General features: G+C 62.3%; 11 protein-coding genes. 5 read left to right on the top strand and 6 right to left on the bottom strand.

Annotation, left to right across the window (positions count from 1 at the left end; translation table 11 throughout):
- Nucleotides 1-30: 30 nt before the first annotated feature.
- The 6 genes from CKW09_RS08705 to lrp form a co-directional block, all read right to left on the bottom strand.
- Nucleotides 31-1,182, bottom strand: a complete 1,152-nt coding sequence (locus CKW09_RS08705) for an MFS transporter (protein ID WP_061798073.1) — start codon at nt 1,180-1,182, stop codon at nt 31-33.
- A gap of 172 nt (nt 1,183-1,354) precedes the next feature.
- Nucleotides 1,355-2,647, bottom strand: a complete 1,293-nt coding sequence (gene serS, locus CKW09_RS08700) for a serine--tRNA ligase (protein ID WP_061798075.1) — start codon at nt 2,645-2,647, stop codon at nt 1,355-1,357.
- A 110-nt stretch (nt 2,648-2,757) separates the two neighbouring features.
- Nucleotides 2,758-4,101, bottom strand: coding sequence for a replication-associated recombination protein A (locus tag CKW09_RS08695; protein WP_061798077.1), 1,344 nt, complete (start codon nt 4,099-4,101; stop codon nt 2,758-2,760).
- A gap of 7 nt (nt 4,102-4,108) precedes the next feature.
- Complete coding sequence (lolA, locus tag CKW09_RS08690) at nt 4,109-4,720, bottom strand: outer membrane lipoprotein chaperone LolA (protein ID WP_061798079.1); 612 nt, start codon at nt 4,718-4,720, stop codon at nt 4,109-4,111.
- Between the two features lie 198 nt (nt 4,721-4,918).
- Complete coding sequence (locus CKW09_RS08685) at nt 4,919-8,503, bottom strand: DNA translocase FtsK 4TM domain-containing protein (protein ID WP_095096775.1); 3,585 nt, start codon at nt 8,501-8,503, stop codon at nt 4,919-4,921.
- 120 nt (nt 8,504-8,623) lie between these two features.
- Nucleotides 8,624-9,118: a leucine-responsive transcriptional regulator Lrp gene (gene lrp, locus CKW09_RS08680; RefSeq protein ID WP_004928318.1), complete on the bottom strand. Its 495-nt coding sequence runs from the start codon at nt 9,116-9,118 to the stop codon at nt 8,624-8,626.
- Between the two features lie 651 nt (nt 9,119-9,769).
- Here lrp and trxB point away from each other — a divergent pair.
- The 5 genes from trxB to infA all read left to right on the top strand — a co-directional run bounded on the left by trxB (nt 9,770) and on the right by infA (nt 15,634).
- Complete coding sequence (gene trxB, locus CKW09_RS08675; RefSeq protein WP_061798083.1) at nt 9,770-10,741, top strand: thioredoxin-disulfide reductase; 972 nt, start codon at nt 9,770-9,772, stop codon at nt 10,739-10,741.
- Between the two features lie 308 nt (nt 10,742-11,049).
- Nucleotides 11,050-12,816, top strand: coding sequence for a heme ABC transporter permease/ATP-binding protein CydD (cydD, locus tag CKW09_RS08670; protein ID WP_095096771.1), 1,767 nt, complete (start codon nt 11,050-11,052; stop codon nt 12,814-12,816).
- Nucleotides 12,817-12,818: 2 nt separating this feature from the next.
- The gene (gene cydC / locus CKW09_RS08665) at nt 12,819-14,555 is read left to right on the top strand and encodes a heme ABC transporter ATP-binding protein/permease CydC (RefSeq protein WP_095096767.1); all 1,737 of its coding nucleotides are present in this window, start codon (nt 12,819-12,821) and stop codon (nt 14,553-14,555) included.
- Between the two features lie 29 nt (nt 14,556-14,584).
- Entirely contained in the window at nt 14,585-15,310 is a 726-nt protein-coding gene (gene aat, locus CKW09_RS08660) for a leucyl/phenylalanyl-tRNA--protein transferase (RefSeq protein ID WP_061798089.1), read from the top strand.
- A 105-nt stretch (nt 15,311-15,415) separates the two neighbouring features.
- Nucleotides 15,416-15,634, top strand: coding sequence for a translation initiation factor IF-1 (gene infA, locus CKW09_RS08655; protein ID WP_002211347.1), 219 nt, complete (start codon nt 15,416-15,418; stop codon nt 15,632-15,634).
- Nucleotides 15,635-15,709 lie beyond the last annotated feature (75 nt).

Genomic DNA, 15,709 nt, shown 5'->3' with positions numbered 1-15,709 from the left:
ACCGGCGCGATTGGCCGGTTTTTTTTATCGTCAGGCTGCGGCGAACGGCGTGTGGTGGCGGTCCGGCTTTTGCTTTTTCAGCAGCATCACCAGATACACCATGGCCACGGCGGCAATCATCACGAACAGCACGCGATCGGAATAGTTCTGCATCAGCAGCGCCGTCATCGACGGGCCGAGCAGGCTGCCGATAGTGTAGCTCATCAGCAGCGCCTGGTTCATCGCCACCAGCTCGTGCGGCAGCGCCTTTTCGCAGGCCCAGGACATCGCCACCGGGTACAGCGTAAAGCCGGCGCAGCCGAGGATAAACAGCGACGGCGCCATGGCGTAGTTGCCCAGCATCGCCACGCTGGCGAGGATCACCACGAACACCTGGATGCGCAGCACCAGCAGCCGGCCATAGCGATCCGCCAGCCGCCCGACCGGCCACTGGCCGACGATGCCGGAACTCACCAGCAGCGCCATCCAGTAACCGACGTTGGCGTCGCTCATGCCCTGATGGGACAAATACAGCGGCATCAGGCCGTACAACGATCCCAGCACGATGCCGGAGATAATGCAGCCGTTGATGCCCAGCCGCGCGCTGCGGCGTTTCAGCATCGGCCATACCGCCGCCTGCTGGGGTTCGTCATGCTGGCTGTTTACCCGGGCGAACAGCATCGGCAGCATGGCGCAGATCACGACGCTGGTTACCCAGGGCACCACGTTCAGCAGTTCGGTAGACACCATGCTCAACAGCAGCTGGCCGGTTACCGTGCCTAGGTAATAGACCATCATGTAGGCCGCCAACAGCTGGCCGCGATTGCTGAGGTTGCCGCTGCGCAACAGCGCGCTTTCCACGATCACCCAGATCCAGGCGCAGCCGACGCCGGCGAAGAAACGCCAGCCCAGCCAGCTCCAGAAATCGAGCGACAGCGCCATGCCGGCGGTCGCCGCGGCGAACACCACGCAGGAGAGATGGTAGCTGCGGGTAAAGCCGATGCGCTGGATCAGTTTTCCCGCAATCAGCGTGCCCGCCAGGTTGCCGGTAAAGTAAGAGGAACTTACCATTCCCACCTGCCAGGTTGACAGCTGAGCATGGCTTAACCACAGCGGGACCAACGTATTCAATACGGCGATGGAGACCGTAAGCAACAACAAGCCGCAGAGCAACAGGAGCACTGGGCGGGAGTATGCGGACATAGTGAAATTGAAACCGAACGCGCAAGAGAGAGTGCGCGCATCATGCCACTGGCGATAAAAAAGTCAATCGGCACTTATCGATGGATAGCACGATTTGTTGGCCGGCCATCGCAGAGCCCGTATCGAGGCAAAAAAAAAGCGCCCGCGGGCGCTTTTTTCAACGTTTGTCCGTTCAGCCGATGTATTCCAGGCCGCCCATATAAGGACGCAGCGCCTCAGGCACCTGAATGCGGCCGTCGGCCTGTTGATAGTTTTCCAGCACCGCCACCAGCGTGCGGCCAACCGCCAGCCCGGAACCGTTCAGCGTATGCACCAGGCGCGGCTTCTTCTCGGTTTTGCTGCGGCAGCGCGCCTGCATGCGACGCGCCTGGAAATCCCACATGTTGGAGCAGGAGGAGATTTCACGGTAGGTGTTCTGCGCCGGCAGCCACACCTCCAGATCGTAGGTTTTGCAAGCGCCGAAGCCCATGTCGCCGGTGCACAGCAGCACTTTGCGGTAAGGCAGCGCCAGCAACTGCAGCACTTTTTCCGCGTGGCCGGTCAGTTCTTCCAGCGCCGCCATGGAATCTTCCGGGCGAACGATCTGCACCATTTCAACCTTGTCGAACTGGTGCATGCGGATCAAACCGCGGGTGTCGCGGCCATAAGAGCCGGCTTCCGCACGGAAGCATGGCGTATGCGCGGTCATCTTCAGCGGCAGGGATTCTTCTTCCAGGATCTCGTCGCGCACCAGGTTGGTCAGCGGCACTTCCGCCGTTGGGATCAACGCGTAGTTGCTGCTGTCGGATTCCTCTTCCAGCGGCTTGGTATGGAACAGATCTTCACCGAACTTCGGCAACTGACCGGTGCCGTACAGCGTAGCGTGGTTGACCAGGTAAGGTACGTAGGCTTCCAGGTAGCCGTGCTGTTCGGTGTGCAGGTCCAGCATGAACTGAGACAGCGCGCGGTGCATGCGGGCGATCTGCCCTTTCATCACCACAAAACGCGAACCGGTCAGTTTGACCGCCGCGGCGAAATCCAGGCCGCCGGCCATTTCACCGAGATCGACGTGATCGCGCACCGCGAAATCGTACTGGCGCGGTTCGCCCCAGCGGCTGATTTCCTGGTTTTCGCTGTCGTCTTTACCGTTCGGCACAGAATCGTCAGGCAGGTTCGGCAACGCCAGCGCGTAGTCGCGGATTTGCGCCTGCAGCGCGTCCAGCTCGGCCTTGGCGGCGTCCAGCTTGTCACCCAGCTCATTCACTTCGCGGCGCAGTGGCTCGATGTCTTCCCCGCGCGCTTTGGCCGCACCGATGGATTTCGATCGGGAGTTGCGTTCTGCCTGCAGCGTTTCAGTTTCTACCTGCAGAACTTTGCGGCGCTCTTCTTGCGAACGCAGCAGATCCAGATCGAGTTTAAAGCCTCGGCGAGCCAGTTTGACGGCGACTGCGTCTAGCTCATTACGCAGCAGATTGGGATCGAGCATGCTAATCCTGTGCTTGTTGTTATTGAAAGAATATTTGTTGTCTTATGCGGCTGATTTATAGCCGTATAAAAGGAAGAGTGATACCCGCTAACCTTACCGCAACGGCAACGCTAGCGGTAGCGTTTTGTCTGGCTATTTTGATCCTGCTCAGCCAGCCATGCCAACTTTTCGCCGATTTTGCCTTCCAGCCCGCGCGAGGTGGGCTGATAGTAACGCGTATTGGCCATTTCAGGCGGGAAGTACTGCTCGCCGGCGGCGTAGGCGTTGGGTTCGTCGTGCGCGTAGCGGTATTCCGCCCCCAGCCCCATTTCCTTCATCAGCTTGGTCGGCGCGTTGCGCAGGTGTTCCGGCACGTCGTAATCGGCCCGCTCTCTGGCGTCGCGCATCGCCGCTTTGAAAGCGGTATACACCGCATTGCTCTTCGGCGCGCAGGCCAGATAAACGATCGCCTGCGCGATGGCGCGCTCGCCCTCCGCCGGCCCCACGCGGGTAAAACAGTCCCAGGCGGCAATCGCCACCTGCATGCCGCGCGGATCGGCGTTGCCGACGTCTTCCGAGGCGATCGCCAACAGGCGGCGCGCCACGTACAGCGGATCGCCGCCGGCGGTGATGATACGGGCATACCAGTACAGCGCGGCGTCCGGCGCCGAGCCGCGCACCGATTTATGCAGGGCGGAAATCAGATCGTAATAGCGGTCGCCCTTGTTGTCGAAGCGCGCGCTGCGCTCGCCCGACACCTCTTTCAGCAGCTCCGGCGTCAATACCCGCACGCCTTTGGCGTCGATTTCGGCCATGTCCGCCATCATTTCCAGGCTGTTCAGCGCCCGGCGCGCGTCGCCGCCCACCAGTTCCGACAACATGCGGCGCGTCTCTTCCGGCAGCTCGATGTTCTGGCCGCCGAAACCGCGGCCGCTGTCGTTCATCGCCTGGTCCAGCACCTGGCTGATGTCTTCGGCGGTCAGCGCCTTCAGCAAATAGACCCGGGCGCGGGACAGCAACGCCGAGTTGAGCTCAAACGAAGGGTTCTCGGTGGTGGCGCCGATAAAGGTGATGGTGCCGTCTTCGATATGCGGCAGAAAGGCGTCCTGCTGGCTTTTATTGAAGCGGTGCACCTCATCGACGAACAGGATGGTGCGCCGGCCGGCGTCGCGGTTTTGCCGCGCGCGCTCGATAGCCTCGCGGATCTCTTTGATGCCGGAGGTCACCGCCGAAATGCGCTCCACGTCCGCCTGGCCGTAACGGCCGATCAATTCTGCCAGCGTCGTCTTCCCGGTGCCCGGCGGCCCCCATAAAATCATCGAGTGCAGTTGCCCGGCCTCTATGGCGCGCGGCAACGGCTTGCCGGCGGCCAGCAGATGCTGCTGGCCGATGTACTGCGCCAGCGTGGTCGGCCGCATACGCGCGGCCAACGGCTGGAACTCGTTCTGGGAAAAATCGAGCGACATATTACTCACGGGTACCTCACTGGCGCTGGTCGTCCAGCGTCACCCCCTTCGGCGGGGTAAATTTGAATTTGGCGGGATCGGCAGCGACGTTCTGCTGGCTTTTCAGCGCATACGAGCTGCGTTGGCCGTCCTGCTCTACCGCGGCGAAGCTGCGGATGGTGCCGCTGTTGGTCACGGTAATGGCGAACTGTTTCAGGTTGCCGCTGGCGGATTTTGGCGTCAGCTCAAAATCGTCGCCCTTCTGCTTGACGTTGTACTGTTTCCAGTCGCTGGCGTTGTTGCGGGTGATCAGCATGAACGGCGTATTGCCGGTGGCGTTCTTCAGCCAGGTCGCCGTCACCTGCTCAACGAACGGGTTGTAGAACCACAGGGTCTGGCCGTCGGAAACCAGCACGCTCTCATCCGGGGAAGTCATGTGCCAGTTGAACAGGTTCGGACGCTTGACCCACAGCTCGCCTTCACCCTGCTGCACCGCAGCGCCGTCGCCGCTGGTGACGGTCTGAGAGAAGCTGGCGTGGAAACTGTTCACTTTCGCCAGACGACTTTGCAAATCCTGCGCGGCGTCGGCCAGCACCGAGGTGGACGCGAATCCCGAAAGCAGACAACAGGCAACTAACAGTTTTTTCATTATTCCAGATACCTTATGAAATGCGTTAACCGCAAGGCGGCGCCGTGCGGGTCAAATTAACCCTTAACAACCGTTACTCTACCCGAAGGCGACGGCCGTCAGATAGGCCAATGTTCCGAGAAGAAACGGCTTTACGCTTCTTTGCACAAGGGCCGCTAAGCGGCCCTTTATGAGTGAATAACAGCGGTTAAACCAACGTCAATCATGCCGCGGCGGCGCCAGCACCTCACGGTTGCCGTTGTGCCCCTGCTCGCTGACGATGCCCTGCGCTTCCATCTGTTCGATGATGCGCGCGGCGCGGTTATAGCCGATGCGGAACTGACGCTGAACGCCGGAGATAGAGGCGCGGCGTTTATCCACCACGAACTCCACCGCCTGGTCAAACAGCGGATCCAGCTCTTCATCGCCTTCCATGCCGCCGCCTGCACCGCCCTCGCCGTCTTCTCCGCCGCTGAGGATCCCCTCTTTATATTGGGGCCGTTCGCGCGCTTTCCAATCCTTGACCACCGCGTGCACTTCCTGATCGCGCACAAAGGCGCCATGCACACGCACCGGGATCGAAGAGTTCGGCGCCAGATACAGCATGTCGCCCATCCCCAGCAGCGATTCCGCGCCGCCCTGATCGAGGATGGTACGCGAGTCAATCTTGCTGGATACGGTAAAGGCGATCCGGGTCGGGATGTTGGCCTTGATCAGGCCGGTGATCACATCCACCGACGGACGCTGGGTCGCCAGCACCAGGTGAATACCCGCCGCACGCGCTTTTTGCGCCAGACGGGCGATCAGCTCTTCGACCTTTTTGCCGACCGTCATGATCAGGTCGGCGAACTCGTCGACCATCACCACGATATACGGCTCTTTCTCCAGCACCGGCGGCGTGATGTCCATGCTGTCGGTCGGTTTCCAGAACGGATCCGGGATCGGTCGGCCCATGGCTTCAGCCTGATCGACGCGCTCGTTGTAGCCGGCCAGGTTACGCACGCCCAATGCAGACATCAGCTTGTAGCGGCGCTCCATCTCGCCCACGCACCAACGCAGCGCGTTGGCGGCGTCTTTCATGTCGGTCACCACGTCGGTCAACAGGTGCGGAATGCCCTCGTAGACCGAGAGCTCCAGCATTTTCGGGTCGATCATGATAAAGCGCACTTCTTTCGGCGTGGCCTTATACAGGATGCTCAGGATCATGGCGTTGACCCCGACCGACTTACCGGAACCGGTAGTACCGGCGACCAGCAGGTGCGGCATTTTGCCCAAATCGGCCACCACCGGCTCGCCGGAGATGTCTTTACCCAACACGATCGACAGCGGCGACGGATTGTCGCGGAAGGCCGGGCAATCCAGCACTTCGCGCAGGTACACCGTTTGGCGTTTGACGTTCGGCAATTCCAGCCCGACGTAAGGCTTGCCGGGGATCACTTCCACCACGCGCACCGCCGAGGTCGACAATGAACGCGCCAGATCGCGCGACAGGTTGGAAATGCGCGCCGCCTTGACGCCCGGCGCCAGATCCAGCTCGAAGCGGGTGATCACCGGCCCCGGCAGAATATCCACCACGTCGGCTTTAACCCGATAATCGGCCAGGCTGGCCTCCACCAGACGCGCCTTTTGCTCCAGCGCGAAGGTATCCACCGGCTCCACCTCTTTCGGGGCTTCGGTCAGCAGATCCAGCGTCGGCAGCGGCGTGGTCGGCTTCTGCAGCGGCTGATCGTTACGCATCAGGAACGGGTGGATCAGGCTGTCCATCGCCGGCTGCTGCGGTGCGGCCGGGGCCGGTTGCGCTGCAGGCTGCTGATAGGATGGCGGCTGAGCCGGCTGCTGAGGCTGTTGATACGGTTGCTGCTGCGGCTGAGCCGGTTGTTGATAGGCTTGCTGTGCCGGCGGCGTTTGAGGCTGCGGCGGCTGATAGGCCGGCGCTGCGGGTTCAAACTGGCCGAACGGCACGTCGTCTTCCCGTTCGCTTTGCTGCTCGATGCGCTCTTCCAGCTGCGGCGACAGCGTGAACAGCGGCTCGCCAGGGCCGTCGTCCACCAGGTCGTCCATCGGCGAGAAGCTGAACGCATTGCGGGTGTCTACCGAGCTGGCCGCCGGGGTCTGAACCCGGGGTTCAGGCTCGGGCTGCTGGCCGTAACGCGCCTGCTGCTGTTCGGCGAACGCCTGACGCAGCGCGGCTTCCTGCAGCGCCTCTTCATCGTCCTGCTGGTAATCCTCACCGTAGCGCTGATTTTGCTGCTCGGCGAACGCCTGGCGCAGCGCCGCTTCCTGCATGGCTTCTTCATCCTGCGGATTTGCGCCGATCGGCGGCTGCGGTTCTGCCTCGACCTGACGTTGATCCTGCTCGGCGGCGCGCTGCGAAGGCAGTTTGATGCCGTAGGAAGCCAGCTCGCGTCGGGTAGGAATGCGCACCGGATTCGGCCGCGGCAATTCAGGGCCAATACCCTGTTTCACCTGCGGGTTGCCGTCGCTGGTGGCGGTAAAGGCCGGCATAAAGGTAGTGGCTGCGGCGCCGGCAGCAGCGGCCGCCGCGGCGGTGTCCAGCTGAGGCCTGGCGTTGCCGAACGGCGTTGCCGCGGCATCGGCGGCGTCGAAACCGGACGAACCGCTGACGTCGACCTGGTCGCTCTGGGCGGCAGAGAAGTCAAACGGCGAATGGTCGCGCGGCTGCGGCGCGGCAGGCGCCTGCCAGTTGCCGAGCCGCGGTTCATCGTCGTCCTGATAAGGGTCTACCGGGCGCGTTACCTTCGGCGCCGGCGTTTCTTCAGGGATCTCGAACGAATACAACGGCGGCGCGGCGTTTTCCGCCGGCGCGCTCATCGGATGCTGGCTGACCTTGGCCGGGGCCGCGGGCGCCACGGTGACCGACGGCGCCTGGGCGACAACGGGCGCCGCGGTGACAGCTTCGTTAACCGGCGCAGGCGCAGGGGCCGGCGTTGCCGCAGCCGCGTCAATATCGTCGTCATCGCTGGCGCGCAGCCCGCTGAGCAGCGGGTCTTCGGCGTCTTCCGCCGCCGATTTGGCGGTTTCGGCTACCGAAGGCGCGGAGAACAGCACGTCGTCATCCGCTGCAGCGGCGGTCGCTGCGGTAGCGGCAACCGCCGTCGCGCCCTTCTCTGCCAATCCCGGTTCGTCGTCGAGGTAGCGCTCGTCGTCGTGATAGCGGTCTTCGCGGCGCGAACGGTTGGTCATAAAGGTCGCCACGCCCAGCACCGCGCCGCCGATCTTCTCGGCGATCACCAGCCAGGACCAGCCGGTGAACAGCGTCAACCCCGCAGCCCAAACGCACAGCAGCGCCAACGTGGCGCCAATGCCGTTGAACCACGGCAGCATGGCGTTGCTCAGCAGGCTGCCGATCACGCCGCCGGAGGCGAAGTAATAGAGATCGTCGACGTTCAGCGCAGCCAGGCCACAGGAGGTGAGCACCAGCGCCAACGTGCCGATCAGGCGCAGCGACAGCGCAAAATAGTCGATATATTCGCCGCTGCCGCGCTGGCGGTAGGCCGCCCAGCACAGCACCAGCATGATCGGCGGTATCGCGTAAGCGAGCACCCCGAAGGTGAAGAACAGCGTATCGGCCATCCAGGCGCCGACGCCACCGCCAAGGTTATGAATAGGCTCATGCCACGCGGTCTGCGACCAGCTGGGGTCAGATGGATTGAAACTGACCAGCGCAGCCATGAGGTAAACGGCAAAAATCGCCACCACGATCAACACAGCCTCCAGCAAACGCCGGCCACTGCTGAGTTTTCTCAGGGTAACTTCTTTATCTTCTGTATATTCCTGGCTCAAGAAAGGCTCTCCAGGTTCCTGTTAGCTGACATAGCAACAGCGCCGAGAAGCTTCCCCGGCGCCGAAACTGTATGAATAAACAGGAGTGTAACCAATTTAATCAGGTTTTGCACCTGCACCTTACCGTGTTTTGATAACCAGACGGTTACTCTGTTTTACTTCTTCCATGACTACGTAGGTACGGGTGTCGTTAACCCCCGGCAAACGCAGCAGGGTTTCGCCCAGCAGCTTGCGGTAAGCCGACATGTCCGGCACGCGGGTTTTCAACAGGTAGTCGAAATCACCGGAAACCAGATGACACTCCTGAATTTCTTCGAGCTTCTGAACTGCCGAGTTGAATTGCTCAAACACATCCGGCGCGCCGCGGTTCAGCGTGATTTCCACGAAAACCAGCAGGGATGCATCCAGATAATGCGGGTTAAGCAATGCGGTATAGCCATGAATGAAACCCTGGCGCTCCAAGCGGCGCACGCGTTCCAAACACGGAGTTGGGGATAACCCCACGCGCTTCGAAAGCTCAACGTTCGAAATACGCCCATCCTTCTGTAACTCGTTCAGGATATTGCGGTCGATACGGTCGAGATCTTTACCCGGGCGTTTCTTGTTGTCTGCCATTATTATTGTCTCTCTTATGTTCTTCCTTGCACTTGCCACACCCTAGCCAACGTCAATGTGTAAGGGTTCGTTCCAAGCGAAGACCCGATGCCTGTCATGTGCTTCTTCACTACCATCATTCGACGTTGCGCAGTCTGTCTGTCCAACCCTGCGCACCGCGTGCAATGACGTTAAGGTGAAGAAAAAATCTGCAAACGCTTGCGCGCCGCTCCCCTCACCCGCCGCGCGACGTTGCCGCCGCGGCGCGAATACGTACGATTTGCTGGCGTTGCGGGGATAATTTCTTCTTCCTATGATGTTTTCGCAAATGCGCAGCGGATTGTCAAAGTAAAAGAAGCAAAATCAGAAGAACGTACCGTCATGAAAAGTCAGCACCCCATTTTTAGTTATGAATCGCTGGCTGGAAAACCCTGTCGCCATGGGCTAAAGACGGCAAGCGCGCGGTTTTCGACCGCCCCCGCTTTGCGGGCGGCAATCAGGCTTCCATAAGTTAAATTGCTGTATCCGGCGCTCACTTTATCCGCAGGCGGCGCATTAATAGGCGCCAACTATCATACAAATCGTTAACAACGTCGCCTGACGCTTTTTTTACTGCGCCGTTTTCCCTACAATCGGTTTCATTGTCCGCCATTGTGGGAAAAGAGGTTATTCATGGGCACGGCTAAACATAGCAAATTATTGATCCTGGGTTCCGGCCCGGCCGGCTACACCGCCGCCGTTTACGCGGCGCGCGCCAACCTGAGCCCGGTGCTGATTACCGGTATGGAACAAGGCGGTCAATTGACCACCACCACCGAAGTGGAAAACTGGCCGGGCGACGCCGAAGACCTGACCGGCCCGGCGCTGATGGAACGCATGCGTCAGCACGCGGAAAAGTTCGATACCGAGATCGTTTTCGATCACGTCAACAGCGTCGATCTGCAGCAGCGCCCGTTCCGCCTGTTCGGCGACAGCGCTGAATACACCTGCGACGCGCTGATCATCGCCACCGGCGCCTCCGCCCGTTATCTGGGCCTGCCTTCCGAAGAGGCCTTCAAGGGCAAAGGCGTTTCCGCCTGCGCGACCTGCGACGGTTTCTTCTACCGCAACCAGAAAGTCGCCGTGGTCGGCGGCGGCAACACCGCGGTGGAAGAAGCGCTGTACCTGTCCAACATCGCCTCCGAAGTTCACCTGATCCACCGCCGCGACAGCTTCCGCTCAGAGAAGATCCTGATCAACCGGCTGATGGAAAAAGTGAAAAGCGGCAACATAGTGCTGCACACCGACCATACCCTGGACGAAGTGCTGGGCGATGAAATGGGCGTCACCGGCGTGCGCATCCGCAGCACCAAGGCCGAGAACGAGACCCGCGAACTGGAACTGGCCGGCGTGTTCATCGCCATCGGCCACAGCCCGAACACCGGCATCTTCGGCGGCCAGCTGGAGCTGGAAAACGGCTACATCAAGGTGCAGTCCGGCATTCACGGCAACGCCACCCAGACCACCATCCCCGGCGTATTTGCCGCCGGCGACGTGATGGACCACATCTACCGCCAGGCGATCACCTCGGCCGGCACCGGCTGCATGGCGGCGCTGGACGCGGAACGCTATCTGGACGGCATCGCCGACGCGGAAGTCTGCTAACCCGGTCTTGTCCCCTCACGACGAAAAGCGGCTGCCACAGCCGCTTTTTTTATCCCCCACGCTCGGCGGACGAACGCCCGACGCAGAATCTTCTTCACTGGCGGCCAGGGCGGACAGTCCGGCGGTAAAATAACCTCGTTGAATGTCTGTTATAGCAAGATTTGGCCGCTTTATTATTTTCAGTCTGCCGGGTGACGAGGTAACATTAGCCTTCGCTTGTTCGCCTCAGATTGAGGCAAACACTTTTTTTAACAGTACGTTAACCTTGCCTGTAACAAACAGGCGCCGGCGACGCAGACGTAAATCTGATGAAAAAAACCAGACAGCAACAGTTAACCCGTTGGCTCAAAACCCAGAGCTCGTTGGCGCAGCGTTGGCTGCGCCTTTCCATGCTGTTGGGGCTGATAAGCGGCATGTTGATCGTCGCGCAGGCCTGGCTGCTGGCCGCCCTGCTGCACGCACTGATTATCGAACATACCCCGCGTGAACAGCTGATCCCGAGCTTCGTCGGGCTGGCCGCCACCTTCGCGCTGCGCGCCGTGCTGAGCTGGCTGCGGGAGCGCGTCGGTTTCCTCTGCGGCCAGGTGATCCGCCAACGCATGCGCCAACGGGTGCTGGACAAGCTGCAGCAGCTCGGCCCGGCCTGGATCCAGGGCAAACCGGCGGGCAGCTGGGCCAGCGTCATCGTCGAGCAGATTGAAGACATGCAGGATTATTACTCCCGCTACCTGCCGCAAATGTACCTGGCGGTGTTTATTCCGCTGCTGATCCTGATCACTATCTTCCCGATCAACTGGGCCGCCGGCATTATTCTGCTGGCCACCGCCCCGCTGATCCCGCTGTTTATGGCGCTGGTCGGCATGGGCGCCGCCGACGCCAACCGCCGCAACTTCGTGGCGCTGGCGCGGCTGAGCGGCAACTTCCTCGACCGCCTGCGCGGGCTGGACACGCTGCGGCTGTTCCATCGCGCGGAAGCGGAAACCGCGCAGATCGCCGACTCCTCCGAAGACTTCCGCAGCCGCACCATGGAAGTGCTGCGCCTGGCCTTCCTGTCTTCGGCGGTGCTGGAATTTTTCGCCTCGATTTCCATCGCCGTGGTGGCGGTCTACTTTGGTTTCTCCTATTTGGGTGAACTCAACTTCGGCAGCTACGGCCTCGGCGTCACGCTGTTTTCCGGCTTCCTGGTGCTGATCCTGGCGCCGGAATTCTTCCAGCCGCTGCGCGATCTCGGCGCCTTCTACCATGCCAAGGCGCAGGCGGTCGGCGCGGCGGAAGCGCTGGAAACCTTCCTCGACGCCGAAGGCGAACAAATGGGCCACGGCGCGCAGACGCTGCCCGCCGATGCGCCGCTGGCGCTGCAGGCGCGCGATCTGGAGATCCTGTCGCCCAACGGCGCGCTGCTGGCCGGCCCGCTGAGCTTTAGGCTGCAACCCGGCCAACGCATCGCGCTGGTCGGGTTGAGCGGCGCCGGTAAAAGCTCGTTGCTGAACCTGTTGCTCGGCTTCCTGCCCTATCGCGGCTCGCTGCAGATAAACGGCATCGAACTGCGCGAGCTGGCCGCCGAAGACTGGCGCCGCCAGCTGAGCTGGGTCGGGCAAAATCCGCACCTGCCGGCGCAAACGCTGCGCGCCAATATTCTGCTGGGCCACCCGCAGGCCAGCGAAGCGCAGCTGCAACAGGCGGTGGAACAGTCTTACGTCAGCGAACTGCTGCCGCTCCTGCCGCAGGGGCTGGAGACCGAGATCGGCGACAACGCCGCGCGCCTGTCGGTCGGCCAGGCGCAGCGCGTGGCGGTGGCGCGCGCGCTGATCGGCCCGCGCCGGCTGCTGTTGCTCGATGAGCCGGCCGCCAGCCTGGACGCCCACAGCGAACGGCGGGTGATGCAGGCGCTGAACGCCGCCTCGCACCGGCAAACCACCCTGCTGGTGACGCATCAGCTGGAAGATACCGAAGACTACGACCAGATTTGGGTGATGGACGGCGGGCGCATCGTGCAGCAGGGCGATTACGCCTCGCTCAGCGGCCAGCCGGGCCTGTTCGCCAACCTGATCGCCCACCGCCGCGGGGAGCTCTGATCATGCGCGTTTTGCTGCCGTTCCTGGCGTTGTATCGCCGCCACAGCCTGTTGATCTGCCTGGGCATCATTCTGGCGATCGTCACCCTGCTGGCCAGCATCGGCCTGCTGGCGCTGTCCGGTTGGTTCCTGGCCGCCTCGGCGCTGGCCGGGCTGGCGGGCCTGTTTACCTTCAACTACATGCTGCCGGCCGCCGGCGTGCGCGGCGCGGCGATTTTCCGCACCGCCGGGCGCTACGCCGAACGCGTGGTCAGCCACGACGCCACCTTCCGCGTGCTGTCCCATCTGCGGGTGTTCACCTTCAGCAAGATCCTGCCGCTGACGCCGGGCGGCATCGCCCGCTTTCGCCAGGCCGAACTGCTCAACCGACTAGTGGCGGACGTCGACACGCTGGATCACCTGTATCTGCGGGTGATCTCGCCGCTGGTCAGCGCGGCGGTGGTGATCCTGGCAGTCACCTACGGCCTGAGCTGGCTGGATCCCGCGCTCGCCCTGACGCTGGGCGCCATTCTGTTGGCGCTGTTACTGCTGGTGCCGCCGGTGTTCTACCGCGCCGGCAAACCGATCGGCGGCCAGCTGACCGCCCTGCGCGGCCAGTACCGCACCGATCTGACCGCCTGGCTGCAGGGCCAGGCGGAGCTGGTGGTGTTCGGCGCGGTCGAAGAATTCCGCGCCGGCCTCAATGCCGTCGAGCGGCGGTGGCAGCGCCGCCAATGGCAACAGGCCTCGCTGGGCGGCATGGCGCAGGCGCTGATGATCCTCGCCAGCGGCCTGACGGTCACCCTGTTGCTGTGGCTGACCGCCGCCGGCATCGGCGGCGACAGCCGGCCCGGCGCGCTGATTGCGCTGTTCGTCTTCGCGGCGCTGGCGGCTTTTGAAGCGATGATGCCGGTTGCCGGCGCCTTCCAGCACCTCGGCCAGGTCATCGCCTCCGCGACGCGGGTCAAGCAAATCATCGATCGGCAGCCGGAGGTCAGCTTCCCCGCCGCCGGCCCGGCCGCCGCCGAACGCGCGGCGCTGAGCCTGCAGCAGCTGGCCTTCACCTACCCGGGCCAACCGCTGCCGGTGCTGCGCGGCATATCGCTGGAGGTGGCGGCCGGTGAACATATCGCCCTGCTGGGCCGCACCGGCTGCGGCAAATCCACCCTGCTGCAGCTGCTGACCCGCGCCTGGAACGCCGACCACGGCAAAATACTGCTCAACGGCCAGCCGCTGCAGGCCTATGATGAAGCCACGCTGCGCCAGATGACCACGGTGGTGAGCCAACGGGTGCATGTCTTCAGCAATACGCTGCGGGAAAACCTGCGCCTCGCCGCGCCTGACGCCGGCGACGCGCGGCTGAGCGAGGTGCTGCAGCAGGTCGGGCTGGCCAGGCTGCTGGAGAACGAAGGATTGAACGCCTGGCTGGGCGACGGCGGCCGGCAGCTTTCCGGCGGCGAACAGCGCCGCCTGGGCATCGCCCGCGCGCTGCTGCACCCGGCGCCGCTGCTGCTGCTGGATGAGCCGACCGAAGGGCTGGACGCCGAAACCGAGCGGCAGATCCTGGCGCTGCTGCGCCGCCACGGCCAGGGCAAGACGCTGATTATGGTGACGCACCGTCTGTACGGGCTGGAGCATCTGGATCGCATCTGCGTGATGGACGACGGCCAGATTGTCGAGCAGGGCGACCACGCCACCCTGATGCGCCGGCAGGGGCGGTACGCCCGTTTCCATCGCCGCATCGGCGGCATAGCGCCGTAAATGGCCTGTAGAGGACGCTGAGACCTTATATGCGCATTGTTAAGCTGTCACCGCAGTCGCTGGCCTTCCCCTCGCCTGAGAGCGCCCTGCGCGATCCTAACGGGCTGCTGGCGATTGGCGGCGACCTGACGGCGCCGCGTTTGCTGGCGGCCTATGAACGCGGCATCTTCCCCTGGTATTCGCCCGGCGAAGCCATTCTGTGGTGGTCACCCGATCCGCGGGCGGTGCTGTTTCCGGCCGAATACCACCTCAGTCGCAGCCTGAAACGCTTTCTGCGCGACGAGCCGTTCCGCATCACCCTCAACCATGACTTCGCCGCGGTCATCGCCGCCTGCGCCGACCGGCCGCAAGAAGGCACCTGGATAGGCCCGGAGGTACAGCGCGCCTATTTGCAGCTGCATCGCCTCGGCAGCGCCCATTCGGTGGAGGTCTGGCAGGGCGGGCGGTTGGTCGGCGGCATGTACGGCGTGGCGCAGGGCGCGCTGTTCTGCGGTGAATCGATGTTCAGCCGCGTCACCAACGCCTCCAAGTGCGCGCTGATGGCCTTTTGCCGCCATTTTGCCGCTTATGGCGGAGAATTGATTGACTGTCAGGTGCTTAACGCTCACACTGCCCGGCTTGGAGCGAGAGAAATCCCCCGCCGCCAATTTTTGCAGCAGCTCAGCAACCTTCAGCGCAGGCCGTTAGCGCCGGAATGCTGGGCGCCACAAGTTATACTCCCACAGCAGGTTGAACCACCCTCCCCAACAAACTAATTTGCGGAAACGGTGCAATGTTCACCGACACTTCTTTACATAATGTGGGTTTTTCGGCATTATCTTGCCGGTTAAAAACTAAGGTAGTTAGACCTAGAGGATTCGATGGCCAAAGAAGACAATATTGAAATGCAGGGCACCGTTCTTGATACGCTGCCGAACACCATGTTCCGCGTTGAATTGGAAAACGGGCACGTGGTTACCGCACATATCTCCGGTAAAATGCGTAAAAACTATATCCGCATCCTGACGGGCGACAAAGTCACTGTTGAGCTGACCCCGTACGACCTGAGCAAAGGCCGCATTGTCTTCCGTAGCCGTTAATCGGCTCACCGGTCGCCAGACGCTGGCGGCATCGAGGATGTAATATCCCTCCGGAGCCCTTTCCGTTTACCCCCG

Source organism: Serratia ficaria (genome assembly GCF_900187015.1).
Taxonomy (GTDB): domain Bacteria; phylum Pseudomonadota; class Gammaproteobacteria; order Enterobacterales; family Enterobacteriaceae; genus Serratia; species Serratia ficaria.
The sequence above is the reverse complement of the archived record's forward strand: the minus strand, read 5'-3'. Positions and strand labels throughout refer to the sequence as shown.